This window comes from Aestuariirhabdus litorea (assembly GCF_003864255.1).
GTDB lineage: Bacteria > Pseudomonadota > Gammaproteobacteria > Pseudomonadales > Aestuariirhabdaceae > Aestuariirhabdus > Aestuariirhabdus litorea.
In genome coordinates this window covers 1,016,448-1,034,843 of record NZ_QWEZ01000002.1, presented here as the reverse complement: position 1 = coordinate 1,034,843, position 18,396 = coordinate 1,016,448, and the positions used below count along the sequence as shown (strand labels likewise).

The 18,396-nt window shown below is 60.9% G+C and carries 20 protein-coding genes; 15 read left to right on the top strand and 5 right to left on the bottom strand.

Features of this window, described 5'->3' with window-relative positions:
• Nucleotides 1-18 precede the first annotated feature (18 nt).
• A complete protein-coding gene (gene argS, locus D0544_RS14985) occupies nt 19-1,767 on the bottom strand; it encodes an arginine--tRNA ligase (RefSeq protein ID WP_125017549.1) in 1,749 nt (582 codons plus the stop codon).
• 388 nt (nt 1,768-2,155) lie between these two features.
• Here argS and D0544_RS14980 point away from each other — a divergent pair, with 388 nt between their 5' ends.
• The 14 genes from D0544_RS14980 to D0544_RS14915 all read left to right on the top strand — a co-directional run bounded on the left by D0544_RS14980 (nt 2,156) and on the right by D0544_RS14915 (nt 11,695).
• Complete coding sequence (locus D0544_RS14980) at nt 2,156-2,722, top strand: SPOR domain-containing protein (RefSeq protein WP_125017547.1); 567 nt, start codon at nt 2,156-2,158, stop codon at nt 2,720-2,722.
• Between the two features lie 120 nt (nt 2,723-2,842).
• On the top strand, nt 2,843-3,385 hold the full coding sequence (hslV, locus tag D0544_RS14975) for an ATP-dependent protease subunit HslV (protein WP_125017545.1): 543 nt from the start codon (nt 2,843-2,845) through the stop codon (nt 3,383-3,385).
• Nucleotides 3,386-3,403: 18 nt separating this feature from the next.
• Nucleotides 3,404-4,735 (top strand): ATP-dependent protease ATPase subunit HslU, encoded by a 1,332-nt coding sequence (gene hslU / locus D0544_RS14970; protein WP_125017543.1) that lies wholly within the window; start codon nt 3,404-3,406, stop codon nt 4,733-4,735.
• A 60-nt stretch (nt 4,736-4,795) separates the two neighbouring features.
• Nucleotides 4,796-5,188 carry a gamma-butyrobetaine hydroxylase family protein gene (locus D0544_RS14965; protein WP_125017541.1) on the top strand — a complete coding sequence of 131 codons (393 nt, stop codon included), beginning with the start codon at nt 4,796-4,798 and terminating at the stop codon, nt 5,186-5,188.
• An 82-nt stretch (nt 5,189-5,270) separates the two neighbouring features.
• Nucleotides 5,271-6,026: a bifunctional demethylmenaquinone methyltransferase/2-methoxy-6-polyprenyl-1,4-benzoquinol methylase UbiE gene (ubiE, locus tag D0544_RS14960; protein WP_125017539.1), complete on the top strand. Its 756-nt coding sequence runs from the start codon at nt 5,271-5,273 to the stop codon at nt 6,024-6,026.
• A gap of 15 nt (nt 6,027-6,041) precedes the next feature.
• On the top strand, nt 6,042-6,683 hold the full coding sequence (locus D0544_RS14955) for a ubiquinone biosynthesis accessory factor UbiJ (RefSeq protein ID WP_125017537.1): 642 nt from the start codon (nt 6,042-6,044) through the stop codon (nt 6,681-6,683).
• Between the two features lie 2 nt (nt 6,684-6,685).
• Nucleotides 6,686-8,290, top strand: a complete 1,605-nt coding sequence (gene ubiB, locus D0544_RS14950) for a ubiquinone biosynthesis regulatory protein kinase UbiB (protein WP_125017535.1) — start codon at nt 6,686-6,688, stop codon at nt 8,288-8,290.
• Nucleotides 8,291-8,312: 22 nt separating this feature from the next.
• Entirely contained in the window at nt 8,313-8,705 is a 393-nt protein-coding gene (gene hisI, locus D0544_RS14945) for a phosphoribosyl-AMP cyclohydrolase (RefSeq protein WP_125017533.1), read from the top strand.
• A gap of 45 nt (nt 8,706-8,750) precedes the next feature.
• On the top strand, nt 8,751-9,089 hold the full coding sequence (locus D0544_RS14940; protein WP_125017531.1) for a phosphoribosyl-ATP diphosphatase: 339 nt from the start codon (nt 8,751-8,753) through the stop codon (nt 9,087-9,089).
• Nucleotides 9,089-9,424 (top strand): histidine triad nucleotide-binding protein, encoded by a 336-nt coding sequence (locus tag D0544_RS14935; protein ID WP_125017529.1) that lies wholly within the window; start codon nt 9,089-9,091, stop codon nt 9,422-9,424. Before D0544_RS14940 ends, D0544_RS14935 begins: the two co-directional genes overlap by 1 nt.
• Before the next feature lie 72 nt (nt 9,425-9,496).
• Entirely contained in the window at nt 9,497-9,733 is a 237-nt protein-coding gene (gene tatA / locus D0544_RS14930) for a Sec-independent protein translocase subunit TatA (protein WP_125017527.1), read from the top strand.
• 15 nt (nt 9,734-9,748) lie between these two features.
• Nucleotides 9,749-10,168, top strand: a complete 420-nt coding sequence (tatB, locus tag D0544_RS14925; RefSeq protein WP_125017525.1) for a Sec-independent protein translocase protein TatB — start codon at nt 9,749-9,751, stop codon at nt 10,166-10,168.
• 41 nt (nt 10,169-10,209) lie between these two features.
• A complete protein-coding gene (tatC, locus tag D0544_RS14920; protein WP_125017523.1) occupies nt 10,210-10,977 on the top strand; it encodes a twin-arginine translocase subunit TatC in 768 nt (255 codons plus the stop codon).
• A 4-nt stretch (nt 10,978-10,981) separates the two neighbouring features.
• Nucleotides 10,982-11,695, top strand: a complete 714-nt coding sequence (locus D0544_RS14915) for a 16S rRNA (uracil(1498)-N(3))-methyltransferase (protein ID WP_125017521.1) — start codon at nt 10,982-10,984, stop codon at nt 11,693-11,695.
• Nucleotides 11,696-11,718: 23 nt separating this feature from the next.
• On the opposite strand, the gene dtd is transcribed toward D0544_RS14915, so the two are convergent.
• The 4 genes from dtd to thiI all read right to left on the bottom strand — a co-directional run bounded on the left by dtd (nt 11,719) and on the right by thiI (nt 16,591).
• Nucleotides 11,719-12,159 (bottom strand): D-aminoacyl-tRNA deacylase, encoded by a 441-nt coding sequence (dtd, locus tag D0544_RS14910; protein WP_125017519.1) that lies wholly within the window; start codon nt 12,157-12,159, stop codon nt 11,719-11,721.
• A 4-nt stretch (nt 12,160-12,163) separates the two neighbouring features.
• Nucleotides 12,164-13,138, bottom strand: a complete 975-nt coding sequence (pip, locus tag D0544_RS14905; protein ID WP_125017517.1) for a prolyl aminopeptidase — start codon at nt 13,136-13,138, stop codon at nt 12,164-12,166.
• A gap of 101 nt (nt 13,139-13,239) precedes the next feature.
• The gene (typA, locus tag D0544_RS14900; protein WP_125017515.1) at nt 13,240-15,057 is read right to left on the bottom strand and encodes a translational GTPase TypA; all 1,818 of its coding nucleotides are present in this window, start codon (nt 15,055-15,057) and stop codon (nt 13,240-13,242) included.
• Between the two features lie 76 nt (nt 15,058-15,133).
• A complete protein-coding gene (thiI, locus tag D0544_RS14895) occupies nt 15,134-16,591 on the bottom strand; it encodes a tRNA uracil 4-sulfurtransferase ThiI (RefSeq protein ID WP_125017513.1) in 1,458 nt (485 codons plus the stop codon).
• 376 nt (nt 16,592-16,967) lie between these two features.
• Here thiI and glnA point away from each other — a divergent pair, with 376 nt between their 5' ends.
• Entirely contained in the window at nt 16,968-18,374 is a 1,407-nt protein-coding gene (gene glnA / locus D0544_RS14890; protein ID WP_125017511.1) for a glutamate--ammonia ligase, read from the top strand.
• Nucleotides 18,375-18,396: the final 22 nt, after the last annotated feature.

Sequence of the window (18,396 nt, the reverse complement as noted above, 5' to 3'; positions counted from 1 at the left end):
CTACCCCGCCGGCGGGGATTACATCTGCTCGACGGTGTCGATACCCAGCAGCCCCAGCCCCAACTCCAGCTCGCGAGCCACCAGCGCACAGAGCTTGAGACGACTATCACGCACGGCGACATCGACCCCATCCTTGTTGACCGGGCAGGCTTCGTAGAAGGTCATAAAGGCGCCGGCCAGCTCGTACAGATAGGTGCACAACAGGTGGGGGCAACCCTCACGGGCCAGGTTGTCGACCACCTCATTGAACTGCACCAGCTTGGTGGCCAGGGCGCGCTCCTCCGCTTCATTAATCACCAGCGCTCCCTGGAGCCCGGTCACCTCGACCCCCGCCTTGCGGAAGATAGAGCGAATACGGGTCACGGCGTACTGCAGGTAGGGGGCGGTGTTGCCCTCGAAGGAGAGCATGTTGTCCCAGTCGAAAACGTAGTCGGTGGTCCGGTTCTTGGAGAGGTCGGCGTACTTGACCGCACCGATGGCCACCGCATTGGCCACCTCGGCCTGCTGCGCCGCGTCCATATCGGGGCTCTTGCTGGCAATCAGGGCGGTGGCCCGGCTCAATGCTTCGTCCAGCAGGTCCGACAGTTTAACGGTGCCACCGCTGCGGGTTTTGAAGGGTTTGCCATCCTTGCCCAGCATCACGCCAAAGGCATGGTGCTCCAGCGGCACCGTGTCGGGCACATAGCCGGCCTTGCGAACGATGGTCCAGGCGTGCTGAAGGTGCTGCGCCTGGCGCGCATCGATGTAGTAGAGCACGCGATCGGCACCCAGGGTTTCGTAACGGTACTTGGCACAGGCGATGTCAGTGGTGGTGTAGAGGAAGCCGCCATCACGCTTCTGCACGATCACCCCCATCGGCTCACCATCCTTGCCCTTGAACTCATCAAGGTAGACCACCAGGGCTCCCTCATCCTCGACCGCCAGCCCCTTGGTTTTCAGGTCTGCCACGATGGCGGGCAGCATATCGTTGTACATGCTCTCGCCCATGGTGTCTTCGGGACGAATCTTGACGTTGAGCCGATCGTAGGTGCGCTGGTTCTGCACCATGGTCACATCCACCAGCTTGCGCCACATCTGCAGGCACCAGGGATCCCCCCCCTGCAGCTTGACCACATAGCCACGGGCACGCTCGGCAAAATCGGGATTTTCATCGTAGTGGGTCTTGGACTCGCGGTAAAACTGTTCGAGGTCCCCCAACTCCGCTTCCATGATGGCCGGATTTTCCTTCTGCAGCTCCTCGAGGTGAGCAATCAACATACCGAACTGGGTTCCCCAGTCCCCGATATGGTTAGCCCGGATCACCTTATGGCCGAGAAACTCCAGGGTACGGGAGACGGCGTCACCGATCACGGTGGAGCGCAGATGTCCCACGTGCATCTCTTTGGCCACATTGGGGGCAGACAGGTCCACCACCACGGTCTGCGGCGGTTGCGCCTGGCTGACGCCGGCACGCTCGCTGCCATAGGCCTGTTCCAGCTGCCCGGCCACCCACTGGGGGTTAAGGAAGATATTGATAAAGCCGGGGCCGGCCACCTCAAACTTCTCCACCACATCGCCCAGCTCCGCCTCCAGCAGCCTCTGCACCTTGAGGGCCAGTTCACGGGGGTTAAGCCCCTGGCTTTTGGCCACCGCCATCACGCCGTTGGCCTGGTAATCGCCAAAGTTGGCTCGAGCGCTGGGGCGGACCATACCGGCACTGCCCTCGGGGGCACCGGCCATGTGGAGAGCATGGGCAACCTTGGCATCAAGAAACTGGCGAATATTCATGTAACATCCTTAACGTTGAGCAGAAGTGGAGGGCTAGAGCGGCAAGCCAAATAAAAAAACCCGACCAGTAGCACTGATCGGGTTTGGAGTAGATCTGCGCCGACCGGCCTAACGGAATAGGGACAAGCTGGAGCGTCGTCGCCCCATTGTCACCACCGCAGCACCCACAGCAGAACCCTCAACCCGGAGGTTAAAGTCAGCAGCTGAAGTGGTGCGGGCGAATACAGATTTCATAGGCGCGGATACTACCCAAAAGGGGGCTGTATAACAATAGTACAATCCCCTACCCGCCCCTCAGGCGCGCCCAACGGCGCCCTTGTACTGGCTGGCCAACAATGGCGATAATGAGCCCCCAGATTGCCTTCCAAGCGGAACCCTCCCCCCCTCCATGAGCCGACACAGCAAAACACAGGGTGGCGCCAGCCGTAAGCCTGCCCCCCAGAAAACCGGCCCTCGCTCCAACGTGCCCGGCTGGGTATGGATGTTTACCGGTATTGTCACCGGCCTTTTCATCGCTTTTTTGATGAAGCTGGCACCCAATGCGGTCGACGTCCGGGAGCTGACCGAGGCGACCGACGCCAGCACCCACACCGAGGATCGTCCCCGGGCGGTGTTTGACTTCTATACCCTGCTGCCGGAAAGCGAGGTGATGGTACCGGAAACCAGCCCAACGCCCCCACCGGCCTCGCGTCCCGCCACCGCCACCAACCCGGCCAAGCCCGGGATCTACCTGCTGCAGGCCGGCTCTTTCCGCAGCCTGGGGGATGCCGACCGTCTTCGCGCCCAACTCACCCTGGAGGGGCTGGATGTCAAAACCCAGAAGGTGACCATCCGCGGTAACGAAACCTGGTACCGGGTGCAGGTCGGCCCCTTCCAGGATACCGAGCGCCTCAACCAGGCACGCAAGACCCTGATTGCCCTTAACATCAACCCCCTCCCCCTGCAGCTTAAGTAGCCCGCCAAGGCTTGAAGTTTGGCGAGCGCCCCCCATATTGGGATGATATTCGCCTAACCCAGGCCCGCCCCGCAAACTCTCCCCGGGGGTGTCGGCCGCCGACCCTTCGAGGAGTGAATTGTGGAACAGTACCGAGGCACTACGATCCTGTCGGTTCGCCGTAACGGCAAAGTCGTTATTGGTGGCGACGGCCAGGTATCGCTGGGCAACACCGTGATGAAGGGCAACGCCCGCAAAGTTCGACGTCTCTACAACAACCAGGTGATCGCCGGTTTTGCTGGCGGCACGGCCGACGCGTTCACCCTCTTCGAGCGCTTCGAGGCCCAACTGGAGAAGCACCAGGGGCAGCTGGTGCGAGCCGCCGTCGAGCTGGCCAAGGAGTGGCGTACCGATCGCGCCCTGCGCCGGCTGGAGGCGCTGCTCGCCGTGGCTGATGCCAAGGCCTCCCTGATCATTACCGGCAACGGGGATGTGATCGAGCCAGAGGAGAGCCTGATCGCCATCGGCTCCGGCGGCCCCTTTGCCCAGTCTGCAGCCCGCGCCCTGCTCCACAACACCGAGCTGGAAGCACGCGACATCGTCGAGAAGGGGCTGGAGATCGCCGCTGACATCTGCATCTACACCAATCACAACCGCACCATTGAGGTGCTCGACTGCGAATAACGCCGAGCGGAAATTACTATGTCCAATATGACCCCCCGTGAAATCGTCCACGAGCTGGACAAGCACATCATCGGCCAATCGGAAGCCAAGCGTGCCGTGGCGATCGCCCTGCGCAACCGCTGGCGACGCATGCAGCTCAGCCCCGAGCAGCGTGTCGAGATTACCCCCAAGAACATCCTTATGATCGGCCCCACCGGGGTAGGCAAAACCGAAATCGCGCGCCGCCTGGCCCGTCTCGCCAAAGCCCCCTTCATCAAGGTTGAAGCCACCAAGTTCACCGAGGTGGGCTACGTCGGCCGCGACGTGGAATCGATCGTACGCGACCTGATGGACGCCGCCATCAAGATGATGCGCGAAGAGGAGATGCAGCGGGTCCAGCACCGCGCCCTGGACGCCGCCGAGGAGCGCATCCTCGACGCCCTGCTGCCACCGGCCCGTGACTTCGATGAGAACAGCAAACCGGCCGACTCCTCTACCCGCCAGCTGTTTCGCAAGAAGCTGCGCGAGGGGGAGCTGGATGAGAAGGAGGTCGAGCTGGAATTGAGCGATAGTCCTGCTGGGGTCGAGATCATGGCGCCTCCCGGCATGGAGGAGATGACCTCCCAGCTGCAGAATATGTTCTCCAACCTCAACAAGGGGCGCAGTAAAACCCGCAAACTCAAGATCAGGGACGCCCTCAAGCAGGTGCAGGATGAGGAGGCCGCCAAACTGATCAACGAAGAGGAGCTCAAGGGACGCGCACTGGAGGCGGTGGAGCAGAACGGCATTGTCTTTATCGACGAGATCGACAAGGTAGCCAAACGCTCCAGCGGAGCCAGCGCTGACGTCTCCCGCGAAGGGGTGCAACGCGACCTGCTGCCACTGATCGAGGGCTGCACCGTCAACACCAAGTTCGGGATGATCAAGACAGACCATATCCTCTTCATCGCCTCGGGCGCCTTCCACCTGGCCAAGCCCTCCGACCTGATCCCCGAGCTGCAGGGGCGACTGCCCATCCGGGTCGAGCTGAACGCCCTCTCCACCGACGACTTTGAACGCATCCTCACCGAGCCCGACTTCTCCCTGACCGAGCAGTACCAGGCACTGATGCAGACCGAAGGGGTGCCGCTGAGCTTCACCGAAGATGGCATCAACCGAATCGCAGAGATGGCCTGGCGGGTCAACGAGACCACCGAAAACATCGGTGCCCGTCGCCTGCACACCGTAATGGAACGGTTGCTGGAGGAGGTCTCTTTCAGCGCCGCCGACCTCGGCAGCGCCGGCGAGCTGATCACCATTAACGCCAACTACGTCGATCAGGCCCTGGGTGAGCTGGCGCAGGACGAAGACCTGAGCCGCTATATCCTCTAACCCCACCGCGCTACACTGCAGGGCAGAACACTGCCCTGCAACCACTCAACGAGACTCGAGATGACCCGCCCCGCCAACCTTCCCGTCGATATCAAACTGCACCGCAAATCCCGCACCCTGGAACTCGCCTATGACGATGGCAGCCGCTTTCAACTGAGCTGCGAATACCTGCGGGTTTACTCCCCCTCGGCGGAGGTACGCGGTCATGGCAAGGGGCAGGAGGTGCTGCAAACCGGCAAGTTGAACGTCAACCTCAAGGAGCTGATCCCGGTGGGAAACTACGCCCTCAAGCTGGTGTTTGATGACGGTCACGACTCCGGCCTCTACGACTGGAACTACCTGCGGGACCTGGGTGAGCACCAGCAGGAGTACTGGCAGCAGTACCTGGAGCGACTGGAGCAGGCCGGAGCCACACGAGACCCGGACTTGAGCGTAGTCAAAATAATCGGCTAAGCCGCCGCCCCGCAGGAGACAACACTCCCCGACACCGCTAGAATAGCCGGTTCGTCTATTCCTACCGGTATGGAACCACGCCATGTCTGAGAGCAGTACCGCTACCACCCACTTCGGTTACGAGACCGTTGCCACCGCCGATAAAGAGAAGCGCGTTGCCGAGGTGTTTCACTCGGTTGCCCAGAAATACGACATCATGAACGACTTCCTCTCCGGTGGTGTCCACCGTCTGTGGAAGCGCTTTACCATTGAGGTGAGCGGCGTTCGGGCAGGCAACAGCGTACTGGATATCGCCGGCGGGACCGGCGACCTGACGATCAAGTTTTCCCGCCTAGTGGGCGAGAAAGGGCGGGTGGTACTGGCGGACATCAACGAGTCCATGCTGAAGGTCGGCCGCGACCGCCTGATGGATCGCGGGGTTGCCGGTAACGTAGAGTACGTTCAGGCCAATGCCGAGTGCCTGCCCTTCCCCGACAACAGTTTTGACGTGGTCACCATCGCCTTCGGCCTGCGTAACGTGACCGACAAGGACGCCGCCCTGCGCTCCATGCAGCGGGTTCTCAAGCCGGGCGGCCGCCTGCTGGTGCTCGAATTCTCCAAGACCACTCACCCCCTGCTCAGCAAGATCTACGATACCTATTCGTTCAACCTGCTGCCGGTGATCGGTAAGGTGGTCGCCGACGATGCCGACAGCTATCGCTACCTGGCCGAGTCGATCCGCATGCACCCCGACCAGGAGACCCTCGAGGGGATGATGCGCAGCGCAGGCTTCGAGCGCACCAGCTACCACAACATGACCGGGGGCATCGTTGCCCTGCACCGCGGCATCAAGCCCTGAGCCCGGGCGTCCTCGATGATCGATCCAACGATCACCATGGCGGTGCTGGCCAGCGCGGAGGGGGCCCTTAACGCCCTGCTGACGCGCGATCCACCGACCCAGGCCAAACTGGCTCGCTTGCAGGGGCAGGTGCTACAGGTTCGCGTTTCCGACCTGGAGCTCGACTGCTTTATTCACCCCGATAGCGCCGGGGTACGCCTGTTGGGCTACGATGAATCGCCTCCCCAGGCAGCACTGCACGCCAGCAGCGCGGCGCTGCTAAGGCTACTGGCCAGCGACGATGCGGCTCACAGCCTGCACGATCCCGACTTCTGCATTGAAGGGGATGCCGGGCTTATCATCGAACTGCAGCAGATCGCCCTCGGCTACGAGTTCGACCTCGAGGCGCTGATCGCCGAGGTCCTCGGCGATGTCGCCGCTCACAGCATCAGCCGAGGCCTCGACAGCGCTGGCCGCTGGCTGGCCAGTAGTCAGCAAAGCCTGCAACAGAGTCTCACCGATTACCTGCAGGAGGAGCTGTCGCAGCTCCCCTCGGCCAATGAGGTGGAGAGCTTTACCGATGAGCTGCAGCAGACCCGACTCGACCTCGATCGCCTTGAAGCCCGCATAAAGCAGCTGCAGGATCGTCTTTTCCCCACCGACACCACACAGGATTAACCGTGCAACAACTGCGTCGCCTGATTCGCATTCTCTGGGTTATTGGCCGTTATCGCCTCGACGACCTGCTGGAGGGTATCCAGCTCCCCTGGTACCTGCGACTGCTGCGTGCACTCTCCCCCTGGCGCTTTAGCAACAGTCAGCGCAGCCGCGGCGAGCGCCTTCGCCTCGCACTCGAGGAGCTGGGGCCGATCTTCGTCAAGTTTGGCCAACTGCTTTCCACCCGCCGCGACCTGCTGGCCGATGATATCGCCGAGGAGCTGGTAAAACTGCAGGACCGGGTCCCCCCCTTCTGCACCGAGCAGGCCCAGCGCATCATCGAGCAGGATCTCGGACAGCCCATCAGCCAGCTGTTTGCCCGCTTTGACGTTGAGGAGCTGGCCTCGGCCTCGGTCGCCCAGGTGCACAGTGCCCGACTCCACAGCGGAGAGGAGGTGGTGGTCAAGGTGGTACGCCCCGACATCGAGCGGGTGATCCGAAAGGACCTCAAGCTGCTCTACCTGATCGCCCAACTGATCAGCCGCCTCTCCGCCGACGGCCGTCGCCTGCGCCCGGTGGAGGTGGTCTCCGACTACGAGCACACCATCATGGACGAGCTCGATATGCAGCGCGAGGCCGCCAACGCCTCAGCCCTGCGCCGTAACTTTGAGGGCTCCCACCAACTCTACGTCCCCGAGGTGCACTGGTCCTACTGCGGTCAGCGAGTACTCACACTTGAGCGTATCTACGGCGTTCCCATCGGCGATATAGCGCGCCTGAAAGAGCTGGGGATCGACATGAAAACCCTCGCGGAATACGGAGTGGAAATCTTTTTCACCCAGGTATTCCGCGATGCCTTTTTCCACGCCGACATGCACCCGGGCAATATTTTTGTCGATATCGCCGACCCCAAAAACCCGCGCTACATCGCCCTCGACTTCGGCATTGTTGGCTCACTGAACCCCGACGACCAGAGCTACCTGGCGCGCAACCTGCTCGCCTTTTTCAAGCAGGATTATCGCCGTGTCGCCCAGCTCCACATCGACTCCGGCTGGGTACCGGCCGATACCCGGGTCAACGAGCTGGAGGCCGCGATTCGCGGCGTTTGCGAACCCATTTTTGCCAAGCCACTGGATGAGATCTCCTTTGGGCAGCTGCTGCTCAAACTGTTCCAGACCGCGCGCCGTTTCGATATGGAGGTGCAGCCGCAGCTGGTCCTGCTGGAAAAAACCCTGCTCAATATCGAGGGGTTGGGACGCCAGCTGTACCCCCAGCTCGACCTCTGGCAAACCGCTTACCCCTACCTTGAGCGCTGGATGAAGCAGCGCATCGGCCCTCGCGGTGTGCTCAAGGCCCTGCGCGAGCAGGCACCGGAGTGGATGGAGCAGGCGCCCCATGTCCCCCAACTGGTGTTTAACCTGCTGCAAGAGCGCAACCGCCAAATACAGCACCCCCCGAAGCCCCTTCCCGAGCGCCGTCGCTGGCCAACCCGCCTGCTGGGGTTCATCGCCCTTGGCGGCGCCCTGCTCACGGCCAACCCGCAACTGCTGCAGCAGATGACCCGGGGAGCGGGATGGGAGAGTGCAGCATTGGCCGCTATCGGCCTCTACTTGATAGTCATCAAGTAATCGGAACCCAAGCGAGGATAGAATGAGCGACTGGTTAGATCAGGTAAAATGGGACAGCAAAGGGCTGGTACCGGCCATCGCCCAGGATCAGGCCACTGGTGAAGTGCTGATGGTCGCCTGGATGAACGCCGAGGCGCTGGCGCTGACGATCAAGGAGCAGCGCGCCATCTACTGGTCCCGCTCACGCCAGGCGATCTGGCGTAAAGGGGAAAGCTCAGGACACGTGCAGCAGCTCAGGGAGATCCGCCTCGACTGCGATGGCGATGTTCTGCTGCTCTCCGTGGAGCAGCTCGGTGGCATCGCCTGCCATACCGGACGGCGCAGCTGCTTTTACCGCCAACTGGATGAGAGCACAGGAGAACCCGTTTGGAAAACAGTTGCCCCGGTTTTAAAAGACCCGCAAGATATCTATTAACCGCGCCTGGCCGAGGCCAGCCGAACCGATGAGTCACAGATTCCTATGAGCAACGATACCCTCTCCGCCCTCGCCAGGGTGCTGGAACAGCGTAAGCAGGCGGCCCCGGACAACTCCTATGTTGCCAGCCTGCACGCCAAGGGGCTCAACAAGATTCTCGAGAAGGTGGGCGAAGAGGCCACCGAAACCCTGCTCGCCGCAAAAGATGCCCAGCGCAGCGGTCAGACCAAAGACCTGGTGTACGAAACCGCCGATCTATGGTTTCATTCCCTGGTTATGCTCTCGCATCTGGGGCTGGGGCCTGATGATATCCTGCAGGAGCTGGAACGGCGGTTCGACCTCTCCGGACTGGAAGAGAAAGCATCGCGGACGGAGAAAAAATAATGAGTGATTGTCTATTTTGCAAAATCAGCGCGGGGGAGATTCCGGCCGAGGTGATCTATCGGGACGATGATTGCGTTGCCTTTCGAGATATCGCCCCTAAGGCACCGGTTCACCTGCTGGTGATCCCCCACAAGCACATCGAAAACCTCTATGACTTGAAAGAAGAGGATGCCGAACTGATGTCCCGCCTGCTGCTGACACTGCCCAGAATCGCTCGACAGCAGGGGCTCGACCAGGGTTTCCGCACCGTGACCAACACTGGCCATGGCGGCGGGCAGGAGGTGTTCCACCTCCATTTTCACCTGCTCGGTGGCGGCTCACTGCATTCGCTCTAAACCAATAGCCTCAAACCAATAGCGCTAAACCAACAATAACGACACAGTACAAACCATTCGGGAGATCTAATTATGGGATTTGGTGGAATCAGTATCTGGCAGCTACTTATCATTCTGGTGATTGTAATCATGCTGTTCGGTACCAAGAAGCTGCGCAACCTCGGCGGAGACCTGGGCGGCGCCATCAAGGGTTTCAAGAAGGCAATGACCCCCGAGGATGAGGCCAACAAACAGCTCGAGGAGCCCAAGCCGGCTGATACAACCGCCAAGAGCGAAGCCGCCGAAAAAACCGAAGAGAAGAAAGCCTGAGTAGGATAACGCAACGTGTTTGATATCGGCTTTGCTGAACTGGTTATCATCGGAATCGTGGCCCTGCTGGTGCTGGGCCCCGAGCGACTGCCAACGGCAGTACGTACCATTGCGCTTTGGATCGGTCGACTCAAGCGGGGCTTCGCCTCCGTAAAGAGTGAGATCGAACGCGAAGTGGGTGCCGATGAGATCCGCCGCCAGCTGCACAACGAGTCGGTACTCAAAGAACTCGGCGAAACCGGGCGCGAGCTGCAGGGAGATATCAAAAAGGCGCAGCAGGATATTAACCGAACCCTGCACCACGAGCGCCTAGACAGCGATATCAACCCCTACCAGTCATCGACAAAGGCAACGGCGGACAAACCCGCCGCCAGCGCCCCCGATGAGGCCAGCAAGCCTGCTGCCAAACCCGACGCCAACCAGAGTAACGCCTGAGGCCAGTGGCCCTTGAGCGACAGCCGGACAGCCTAACCATCATGAGCGAAACCCAAAGCGGTGCCGAACAGCCCCTGATCTCTCACCTGGTCGAACTTCGCGACCGCATATTGCGCTGCGTACTGGCGGTGCTGGTGATCTTCCTTGGCCTGTTCTATTTCGCCAACGAAATCTACGCCTTTGTCTCCGAGCCTCTGCGCGCTTTTTTGCCCGAAGGGTCCACCATGATCGCGACCGAGGTCGCCTCTCCCTTCCTGACCCCCTTCAAGCTCACCATCGTACTGGCCATCTTCCTGGCGATCCCCTTTATCCTGCACCAGATCTGGAGCTTCATCGCGCCGGGCCTCTACCAGCACGAGAAGCGCATCGCCATACCCATGCTGTTCTCCAGCGTGCTGCTGTTCTACGCCGGTATCGCGTTCGCCTACTACGTGGTGTTCCCGCTGGTGTTTGGCTTCTTCACCAGTATCGGACCCAGCGATGTCACCATCATGACCGACATCAACCGCTACCTGGACTTCGTCCTTAAGCTCTTTTTTGCCTTCGGCATCGCCTTTGAGATCCCCATCGCCACCGTGCTACTGGTCTGGTCGGGCGCCTCATCGGTGTCCAGCCTGGCCGAGAAGCGCCCCTACGTGGTGGTCGGTTGCTTCGTGCTGGGCATGCTTCTCACCCCTCCCGATGTAATCTCCCAGGCCCTGCTGGCGCTCCCCATGTGGTTCCTGTTTGAGGTGGGCATCCTGTTCGCCCGCATGCTCCCCAAGGGCGAGGATGACGAAGAGAGCGACGAGGAGCAGGTCTCCTCCTAGCCCCATGAACCTGATTCTGGTATCGGCCGAGGAGCTGCAGGGCAACCGCGTACAGCTCAGCGACCGGCGACTGCAGCACCTACGGGAGGTGCACCGAGCCGCCGAGGGCGAACTGCTGCGGGTGGGGCTGATCGATGGTCCCATGGGTAGCGGCACCCTGACCCGCCTGACCCCCGCCCTCGCCGAACTGGAGCTCGACCTCGACCAGCCACCACCACCGCCCCTGCCCCTTACCCTGCTACTCGCGCTGCCGCGGCCCAAAATGCTCAAACGCATCCTGCAAGGCATCAGCGCCCTGGGTATCAAGCGTCTTATTCTGATCAACAGCTACCGGGTCGAAAAGAGTTACTGGCAATCACCCTGGCTCCGGCCGGAAGCAATTCGAGAGCAGCTGATACTGGGACTGGAGCAGGCGCGGGACACCCGACTGCCCGAAGTAGTGCTTGAAAAACGCTTCAAACCCTTTGTTGAGGACCGCCTCCCGGCGCTGGCCGCCGGCAAGCGCTGCCTGCTGGCCCACCCGGGCAGTCATCAGGGTGCACCCCACCGCCTGCAGGAGGAGAGCCTCCTGGCGATCGGGCCGGAGGGGGGATTTATCCCCTATGAGGTGGAAAAGCTGGAGCAGGCGGGGTTCAGTGGTGTCCACATAGGGCCGCGCATCCAGCGGGTCGAAAACGCCATCCCCCTGATCGTCGGCAAGCTCTACGACAATTTCTGACACGCCCCTGAAAACAGGCGCCCTCAGCTCATCTCCAGCAGGAAGGTGACGGGCCCATCATTGACCAGGCTCACCTGCATATCGGCACCAAAACGGCCGGCAGCCACCGGCGCATGGCGACGCTGGGCAGCCTCCAGCATATAGTCATAAAGGGCCTCGCCCAGCTGGGGGGAGGCGCCTCCACTGAACCCCGGCCGCAGCCCCTTGCGGGTGTCGGCCACCAGGGTGAACTGGGAGACCAGCAACAGCCCGCCACCGGTATCGGCCAGGCTCAGGTTCATCCGCCCCTCGTTATCGGCAAACACACGGTAGCGCAGCAGGCGATCGAGCAGACGATCGGCGATCTCCCGTGTGTCCTCCCGCTCCACCCCCAGCAACACCAGCAGACCGGCACCGATCTCGCCCACGCACTCTCCGGCCACCGAAACACTGGCCGAACTGACCCTCTGAATCAGCGCCTTCATCGCACTAGCCTTCGCTCGGCCCCAGCTCGGGGCGCAGGCGACGCGCCATCTCGTCAGTCGCACGGATCAGCGCGTCGGAGATACTAGGCTCCATGGAGGAGTGGCCGGCATCACGCACAATGTGCAGGTCCGCCATCGGCCAGCGATTTTGCAACTCGAAGGCGTTATCGAGCGGGCTGATCATGTCGTAGCGACCGTGTACCAGGATGGAGGGGATATCAGCGATCAGGTCCATGTTATCGAGAATCTGGTTCTCGTCGATAAAGCCGCGATTGATAAAGTAGTGAGACTGCATACGCGCCATCGATTTCGCTCGATGGGGGTCAGCGTAGGTGTCCAGCAGGTTCTGGTTGGGTCGCAGGGAGGCACAGCGTCCCTCCCACTGCGCCCAGGCCCGGGCAGCCCCCATGCGCGCCAGATCATCAGGGCCAACCAGGCGCCGATAATAGGCCCCGAGCAGGTCCTCCCGCTCCTCTTCCGGCACATGGCCGCAGAACTCCTGCCAGTAGTCCGGGAACACACGGCTGGCCCCCTCCTGGAAGATCCAGCGGATATCCTTGTCCCGGCACAGGATGGTGCCCCGCAAAACCATCCCCAATACCCGGTCGGGGTGACGCTGGGCATAGAGCAAGCTGAGGGTGGCCCCCCATGCCCCCCCAAACAGCACCCACTTGTCGATCCCCATAAACTCGCGCACCCGCTCGATATCGGCCACCATGGCCTCGGTGTCATTGCCCTCCAGCTCGGCATGGGGAGTCGAGCGGCCGGTGCCACGCTGGTCAAACAGGATGATGCGGTAGACTTCAGGATCAAAGAAACGGCGGCTGTGCTTGTCGCACGCCATGCCCGGCCCCCCATGCACAAACAACACCGGAATCCCATGGGGACTACCGCTCTCCTCCACATAAAGCTCGTGGGGCGGGTCTACCTTCAGGCTGTGTCGTTGACGGGGTTTAATCGCGGGATAGAGGGTAAACATAGCGCATCCTTAGCAAGTCACCGGGTGCACTAACATTACTCTGAAAAGCCCCGCAGTGAAAGCTGCGGGGCGTCGATTGGGGGCCCCTTGCGGGCCCCCGTTTAGTCCTTGCTACGGGATGCGCGCTTACGCTCGTTTTCGGTAAGCAGTTTCTTGCGCAGACGAATGTGATTAGGTGTCACTTCGACCAGTTCGTCATCTTCGATAAACTCCAGCGCCTGCTCCAGGGTATGGGTCACCGGCGGGGTCAGGGTCAGCGCTTCATCAGTACCGGAGGCGCGAACATTGGTCAGCTGCTTGCCCTTGACCGGGTTAACCGCGAGGTCGTTGCTGCGCGAATGCAGACCGATGATCTGCCCCTCATAGACATCCACCGCATGGCCCAGGAACAGGCGGCCACGGCTCTGCAGATTGAAGAGCGCATAGGCCGCGGTCTTGCCCTTGAGCATGCTGACCAGCACGCCGTTCTGGCGGGAGGAGACTTCACCCTCCTTAACTTCGCCGTAATGGTCGAAGATGCTGGTCATGATGCCGGAGCCGGAGGTCAGGGTCAGGAAGTGACCGCGGAATCCGATCAGGCCACGGGCCGGAACAATAAACTCCAGCTTGACCCGCCCCTTGCCATCAGGCTCCATGTTGGTCATCTCGGCCTTGCGCAGACCCATCTCCTCCATGATGGAGCCCTGGTGGGCCTCCTCGACGTCGATCACCACGTGCTCGAAGGGCTCGTGCATGACACCGTCAATCTCCTTCTTGACCACCTCGGGACGGGAAACCCCCATCTCGAAGCCTTCACGACGCATGGTTTCGATCAGCACCGACAAGTGCAGTTCACCCCGACCGGAGACCTTGAACTTGTCTGCGGTATCACCCCGCTCAACCCGCAGGGCCACGTTGTGGATCAGCTCGCGCTCAAGGCGCTCGCTGATGTTGCGGGAGGTGACGAACTTGCCGTCCTGGCCCGCGAAGGGGGAGTCATTCACCTGGAAGGTCATACTCACCGTAGGCTCATCCACGGTCAGCGGAGGCAGGGCCTCGGGGGCCTCGGGACTGCAGACCGTATCGGAGATATTGAGCTTGTCGATACCGGTGATACAGATGATGTCACCGGCCTGCGCCTCTTCGGTCTCAACCCGCTCCAGCCCCAGGTAACCCATGACTCCGAGGAGCTTGGACTTGCGGGTCGATCCATCGGCACCCACGACCACCACCTGGGAACCCGGCTTGACCTTACCCCGGGTAACACGGCCCACACCGATAACGCCAACGTAGCTGTTGTAGTCGAGGGCAGAAATCTGCATCTGCAGGGGTCCCTCAACACTGACATCGGGAGCCGGCACCTTGTCGCAGATCATCTGCAACAGGGGTGTCATATCCTCAGCCAGGTTATCGGGATCATCACCGGCAACCCCGTTAAGGGCTGAGGCGTAGATCACCGGGAAGTCCAGCTGCTCATCGGTAGCACCGAGGCGGTCAAACAGTTCGAATACCTCGTCCATCACCCAGTCGGGACGGGCGCCGGGGCGGTCAACCTTGTTGATCACCACAATCGGCTTGAGGCCACGCTCGAAGGCTTTCTGGGTCACGAACCGGGTCTGGGGCATAGGGCCGTCGACGGCGTCCACCAGCAGCAGCACCGAGTCGACCATCGACATAACCCGCTCCACCTCGCCACCGAAGTCGGCGTGCCCGGGAGTGTCCACGATGTTGATGTGGTGGCCGTTCCACTCGATCGCCGTATTCTTGGCAAGAATGGTGATGCCGCGCTCCTTCTCCTGGTCGTTGGAGTCCATGATGCGCTCGACGCCCTGATCGCGCCGCTCCAGCGTTCCAGACTGCTGCAGCAGCTTATCCACCAGTGTGGTTTTGCCATGATCAACGTGGGCGATGATGGCGATATTACGTAACTTGTCGATCACAGTCGGGACCTCAACGAAAAAAGAGCGCGAATTATACAGCAGCGCCGCGCAATTGCACGGTTTGCGTGCAATGGATCTAGACCGAAGGGCGATATACCCGCACGTTACTGAAACCCTCGTCACGCAGGTGCATGGCGTGCAGTTGACTCATCACCCCTTTCTCGCAAAAAAGCAGGTACTGACGGCCGGGATCGAGCTCCGCGAAACGACTGTGAAGGGCGTAAAAAGGCACCTCGATCACCTCTACCCCCTCCAGTTCGAGGGGCTTTATCTCCTGCTCGGTGGGGTGGCGAATATCAATCACCACCTCCCCGCTGGCTACCTCAGCGGTCTCGGCCGCCCGCTCCTGGGCTTCAAGCTGGCCCAGAATGTGGTTGATGGGCATCGCCTGGCGTCCCTTGATGGCCCGCTCCAGCACCGCCATATCGAAACGCTCCTCCTCCCGCTCAACCCGGTGCTTGCGCGCACGGGTGGTGGGGTTTACCGAGATCACTCCGCAGTACTCGGGCATGTGGCTGGCAAACTCCTCGGTGCCGATACGACGGGAGATATTGATAATATCCTGCTTGTCCATGGCGATCAGCGGGCGCAGGACCAGGGTATCGGTGACGGCGTCGATCACCGCCAGGTTGGGCAGGGTCTGGCTCGACACCTGGGCGATCGCCTCGCCGGTGACCAGCGCGCCAATCTCCATCTCCTCGGCGATCTGGCTGGCGGCGCGCAGCATCATGCGCTTGAGCACCACCCCCATCTGCGAGTTATCCACCCGGGTAAGGATCTCGGCGACCACCTCCTCGAAGGGGACCGATACAAACATCACCCGATGGGAGGCGCCAAACTTGCTCCAGAGGTAGTAAGCCACCTCCTTGACCCCCACCTCGTGGGCCTTGCCCCCCAAATTAAAGAAGCAGAAGTGGGTATTCACTCCACGCTTGGTCATCAGGAAGCTGGAGACGGTGGAGTCGAAGCCACCGGAGATCAGCGACAATACGGGGTCCTGGGTGCCCAGGGGGAAGCCCCCCAAGCCTTCATAACGGCGGCGGACGATCGACAGGGTCTTGTTGCGAATCTCGAGGCGCACCGTGGTGTCAGGATCCTTCAGCCGCACCCCCAGCGCGTCGGTATGCTGGTTCAGTCCGCCTCCGATATAACGCTCGGCTTCATGGGAGGTAAACTCGTGCTCGCCGCTGCGGCTGGCGCGCACGCAGAAGGTCTTACCGGCCAGCGACTCCCCCACCTCAGCGCGGGTGATCTCGAACAGGTCGTGCAGGGTCTCGAAGCGGTGCTGGCTCACTTCGAGGATGTGAGCAATGCCCGGCGTGTTCATCAGCCGCTCCACTAACTGGGCGCAGAGCTGGGGATCCTCGGTGGAGGGGACCACCTCGACCCGGTCCCAGCCACCCTCCACCTCAAGCTCCGGATCAATGACCCTCAGCAGGGTACGAATGTTGCGGCGCAGCTTCTTCACAAACTGGGTGCGCACCGGCTTGCTCTTGATGGTGATCTCGGGAAACAGCTTTACGATAAATTTCATTAAATGGGTCATCTGGGAGGGAAAAATAGGCGGTACATTATACAAAAAGCGGGTAGACTCGGCACTGCTTGGGGGCGGATTGATCGACAAAGATTGCTCCCCAACCTGAAGCACGCACCGACAAAAAAAGCACCAGATGAGTGCACAAACACGGATGCGAGCACCATCATGGTGCGTTGACGGTCAGAATATTGCGACTACACTCCGGTAGAGCCCGCTGGCTGCGCCCTCCAGAGGCAAAACAGCGGCATGGCATACACTTTGCTTTATCTTGGGTCACGATTTTGGTTCTGCATTGTCATCAACCTGGCAACGGACAGATCAGCGTAATAGGTGGGACAACCACCACACATAATGCCTTTTTGGAGGAAACGAGATGTCAGAGCACACTCTGAAACTGATTAAAGATAATGATGTTAAGTGGGTCGACCTGCGCTTTACCGATAGCAGCGGTAAAGAGCAGCACGTCACCATCCCGGTCGGCGAGGTCAACGATGACTTCTTCGAAGAGGGCAAGATGTTCGACGGTTCCTCCATTGAAGGCTGGAAGGGCATCAACGAGTCCGACATGATCCTCATGCCCGACGACATCGCCTCCGTAATGGACCCCTTCACCGACGAGAGCACCCTGATCGTGCGCTGCGACATCGTTGAACCCTCTACCATGCAGGGCTACGAGCGTGACCCCCGCTCCGTTGCCAAGCGCGCCGAGGAGTTCCTGAAGTCCACCGGTGTCGGTGACACCGCCTTCTTCGGTCCCGAGCCCGAGTTTTTCGTATTCGACGACGTGAAGTGGAAATTTGATATCTCCGGCTGCTCTTATGAGATCAACTCCGAAGAGGCGGCCTGGGCCTCCAACGCGCAATTTGAAGGCGGCAACACCGGCCACCGTCCCGGTATCAAGGGCGGCTACTTCCCCGTTCCTCCGGTCGACTCCATGCACGACCTGCGCGGCGCCATGTGCAACGCCATGACCGCTATGGGCCTTGAGGTCGAAGTACACCACCACGAGGTGGGTACTGCTGGCCAGAACGAGATCGGCGTCAAGTTCAACACCCTGGTGAAGAAGGCCGACGAAGTTCAGATCCTGAAGTACTGCGTACACAACGTGGCACACGCCTACGGCAAGACCGCCACCTTTATGCCCAAGCCCCTGGTTGGTGACAACGGCAGCGGTATGCACGTGCACATGTCTATCTCCAAGGGTGGCGACAACACCTTCTCTGGCGACGGCTATGCCGGCCTGTCCGACACTGCGCTGTACTACATCGGCGGTGTGATCAAGCACGCCAAGGCGATCAACGCCTTCGCCAACGCTTCCACCAACTCCTACAAGCGCCTGGTGCCCGGCTTCGAAGCTCCGGTGATGCTGGCTTACTCCGCCCGTAACCGTTCCGCTTCCATCCGTATCCCTTACGTCAGCAGCCCCAAGGCGCGTCGTATCGAAGTGCGTTTCCCCGACCCATCCGGTAACCCCTACCTGACCTTCGCCGCTCTGCTGATGGCCGGTCTGGACGGCATCAAGAACAAGATCCACCCCGGCGACGCCGCCGACAAGGATCTGTACGACCTGCCGGCCGAGGAAGCCGCTGAGATCCCCACCGTGTCTGCCAGCCTGGAAGAAGCCCTGGCCGAACTGGATGCCGACCGTGAGTTCCTGACAGCCGGCGGCGTGTTCACCGACGACATGATCGACGGTTACATCGCCCTCAAGAAGGAGGAGTGCATCCGCGTCAGCCAGACCACTCACCCGGTTGAGTTCGACCTGTACTACAGCGTATAACACCACGCTCGAAGCCTTTGGT

What these genes read in the sequence shown, in the direction of transcription:
- D0544_RS14980 (WP_125017547.1), top strand. Translation starts at nt 2,156, where the DNA reads ATGAGCCGACACAGCAAAACACAGGGTGGCGCCAGCCGTAAGCCTGCC.
- D0544_RS14955 (WP_125017537.1), top strand. Translation starts at nt 6,042, where the DNA reads ATGATCGATCCAACGATCACCATGGCGGTGCTGGCCAGCGCGGAGGGG.
- thiI (WP_125017513.1), bottom strand. Translation starts at nt 16,591, where the DNA reads ATGAAATTTATCGTAAAGCTGTTTCCCGAGATCACCATCAAGAGCAAG.
- pip (WP_125017517.1), bottom strand. Translation starts at nt 13,138, where the DNA reads ATGTTTACCCTCTATCCCGCGATTAAACCCCGTCAACGACACAGCCTG.
- D0544_RS14940 (WP_125017531.1), top strand. Translation starts at nt 8,751, where the DNA reads ATGAGCAACGATACCCTCTCCGCCCTCGCCAGGGTGCTGGAACAGCGT.
- D0544_RS14935 (WP_125017529.1), top strand. Translation starts at nt 9,089, where the DNA reads ATGAGTGATTGTCTATTTTGCAAAATCAGCGCGGGGGAGATTCCGGCC.
- ubiE (WP_125017539.1), top strand. Translation starts at nt 5,271, where the DNA reads ATGTCTGAGAGCAGTACCGCTACCACCCACTTCGGTTACGAGACCGTT.
- hslU (WP_125017543.1), top strand. Translation starts at nt 3,404, where the DNA reads ATGTCCAATATGACCCCCCGTGAAATCGTCCACGAGCTGGACAAGCAC.
- glnA (WP_125017511.1), top strand. Translation starts at nt 16,968, where the DNA reads ATGTCAGAGCACACTCTGAAACTGATTAAAGATAATGATGTTAAGTGG.
- argS (WP_125017549.1), bottom strand. Translation starts at nt 1,767, where the DNA reads ATGAATATTCGCCAGTTTCTTGATGCCAAGGTTGCCCATGCTCTCCAC.
- hisI (WP_125017533.1), top strand. Translation starts at nt 8,313, where the DNA reads ATGAGCGACTGGTTAGATCAGGTAAAATGGGACAGCAAAGGGCTGGTA.
- tatC (WP_125017523.1), top strand. Translation starts at nt 10,210, where the DNA reads ATGAGCGAAACCCAAAGCGGTGCCGAACAGCCCCTGATCTCTCACCTG.
- tatA (WP_125017527.1), top strand. Translation starts at nt 9,497, where the DNA reads ATGGGATTTGGTGGAATCAGTATCTGGCAGCTACTTATCATTCTGGTG.
- D0544_RS14965 (WP_125017541.1), top strand. Translation starts at nt 4,796, where the DNA reads ATGACCCGCCCCGCCAACCTTCCCGTCGATATCAAACTGCACCGCAAA.
- D0544_RS14915 (WP_125017521.1), top strand. Translation starts at nt 10,982, where the DNA reads ATGAACCTGATTCTGGTATCGGCCGAGGAGCTGCAGGGCAACCGCGTA.
- dtd (WP_125017519.1), bottom strand. Translation starts at nt 12,159, where the DNA reads ATGAAGGCGCTGATTCAGAGGGTCAGTTCGGCCAGTGTTTCGGTGGCC.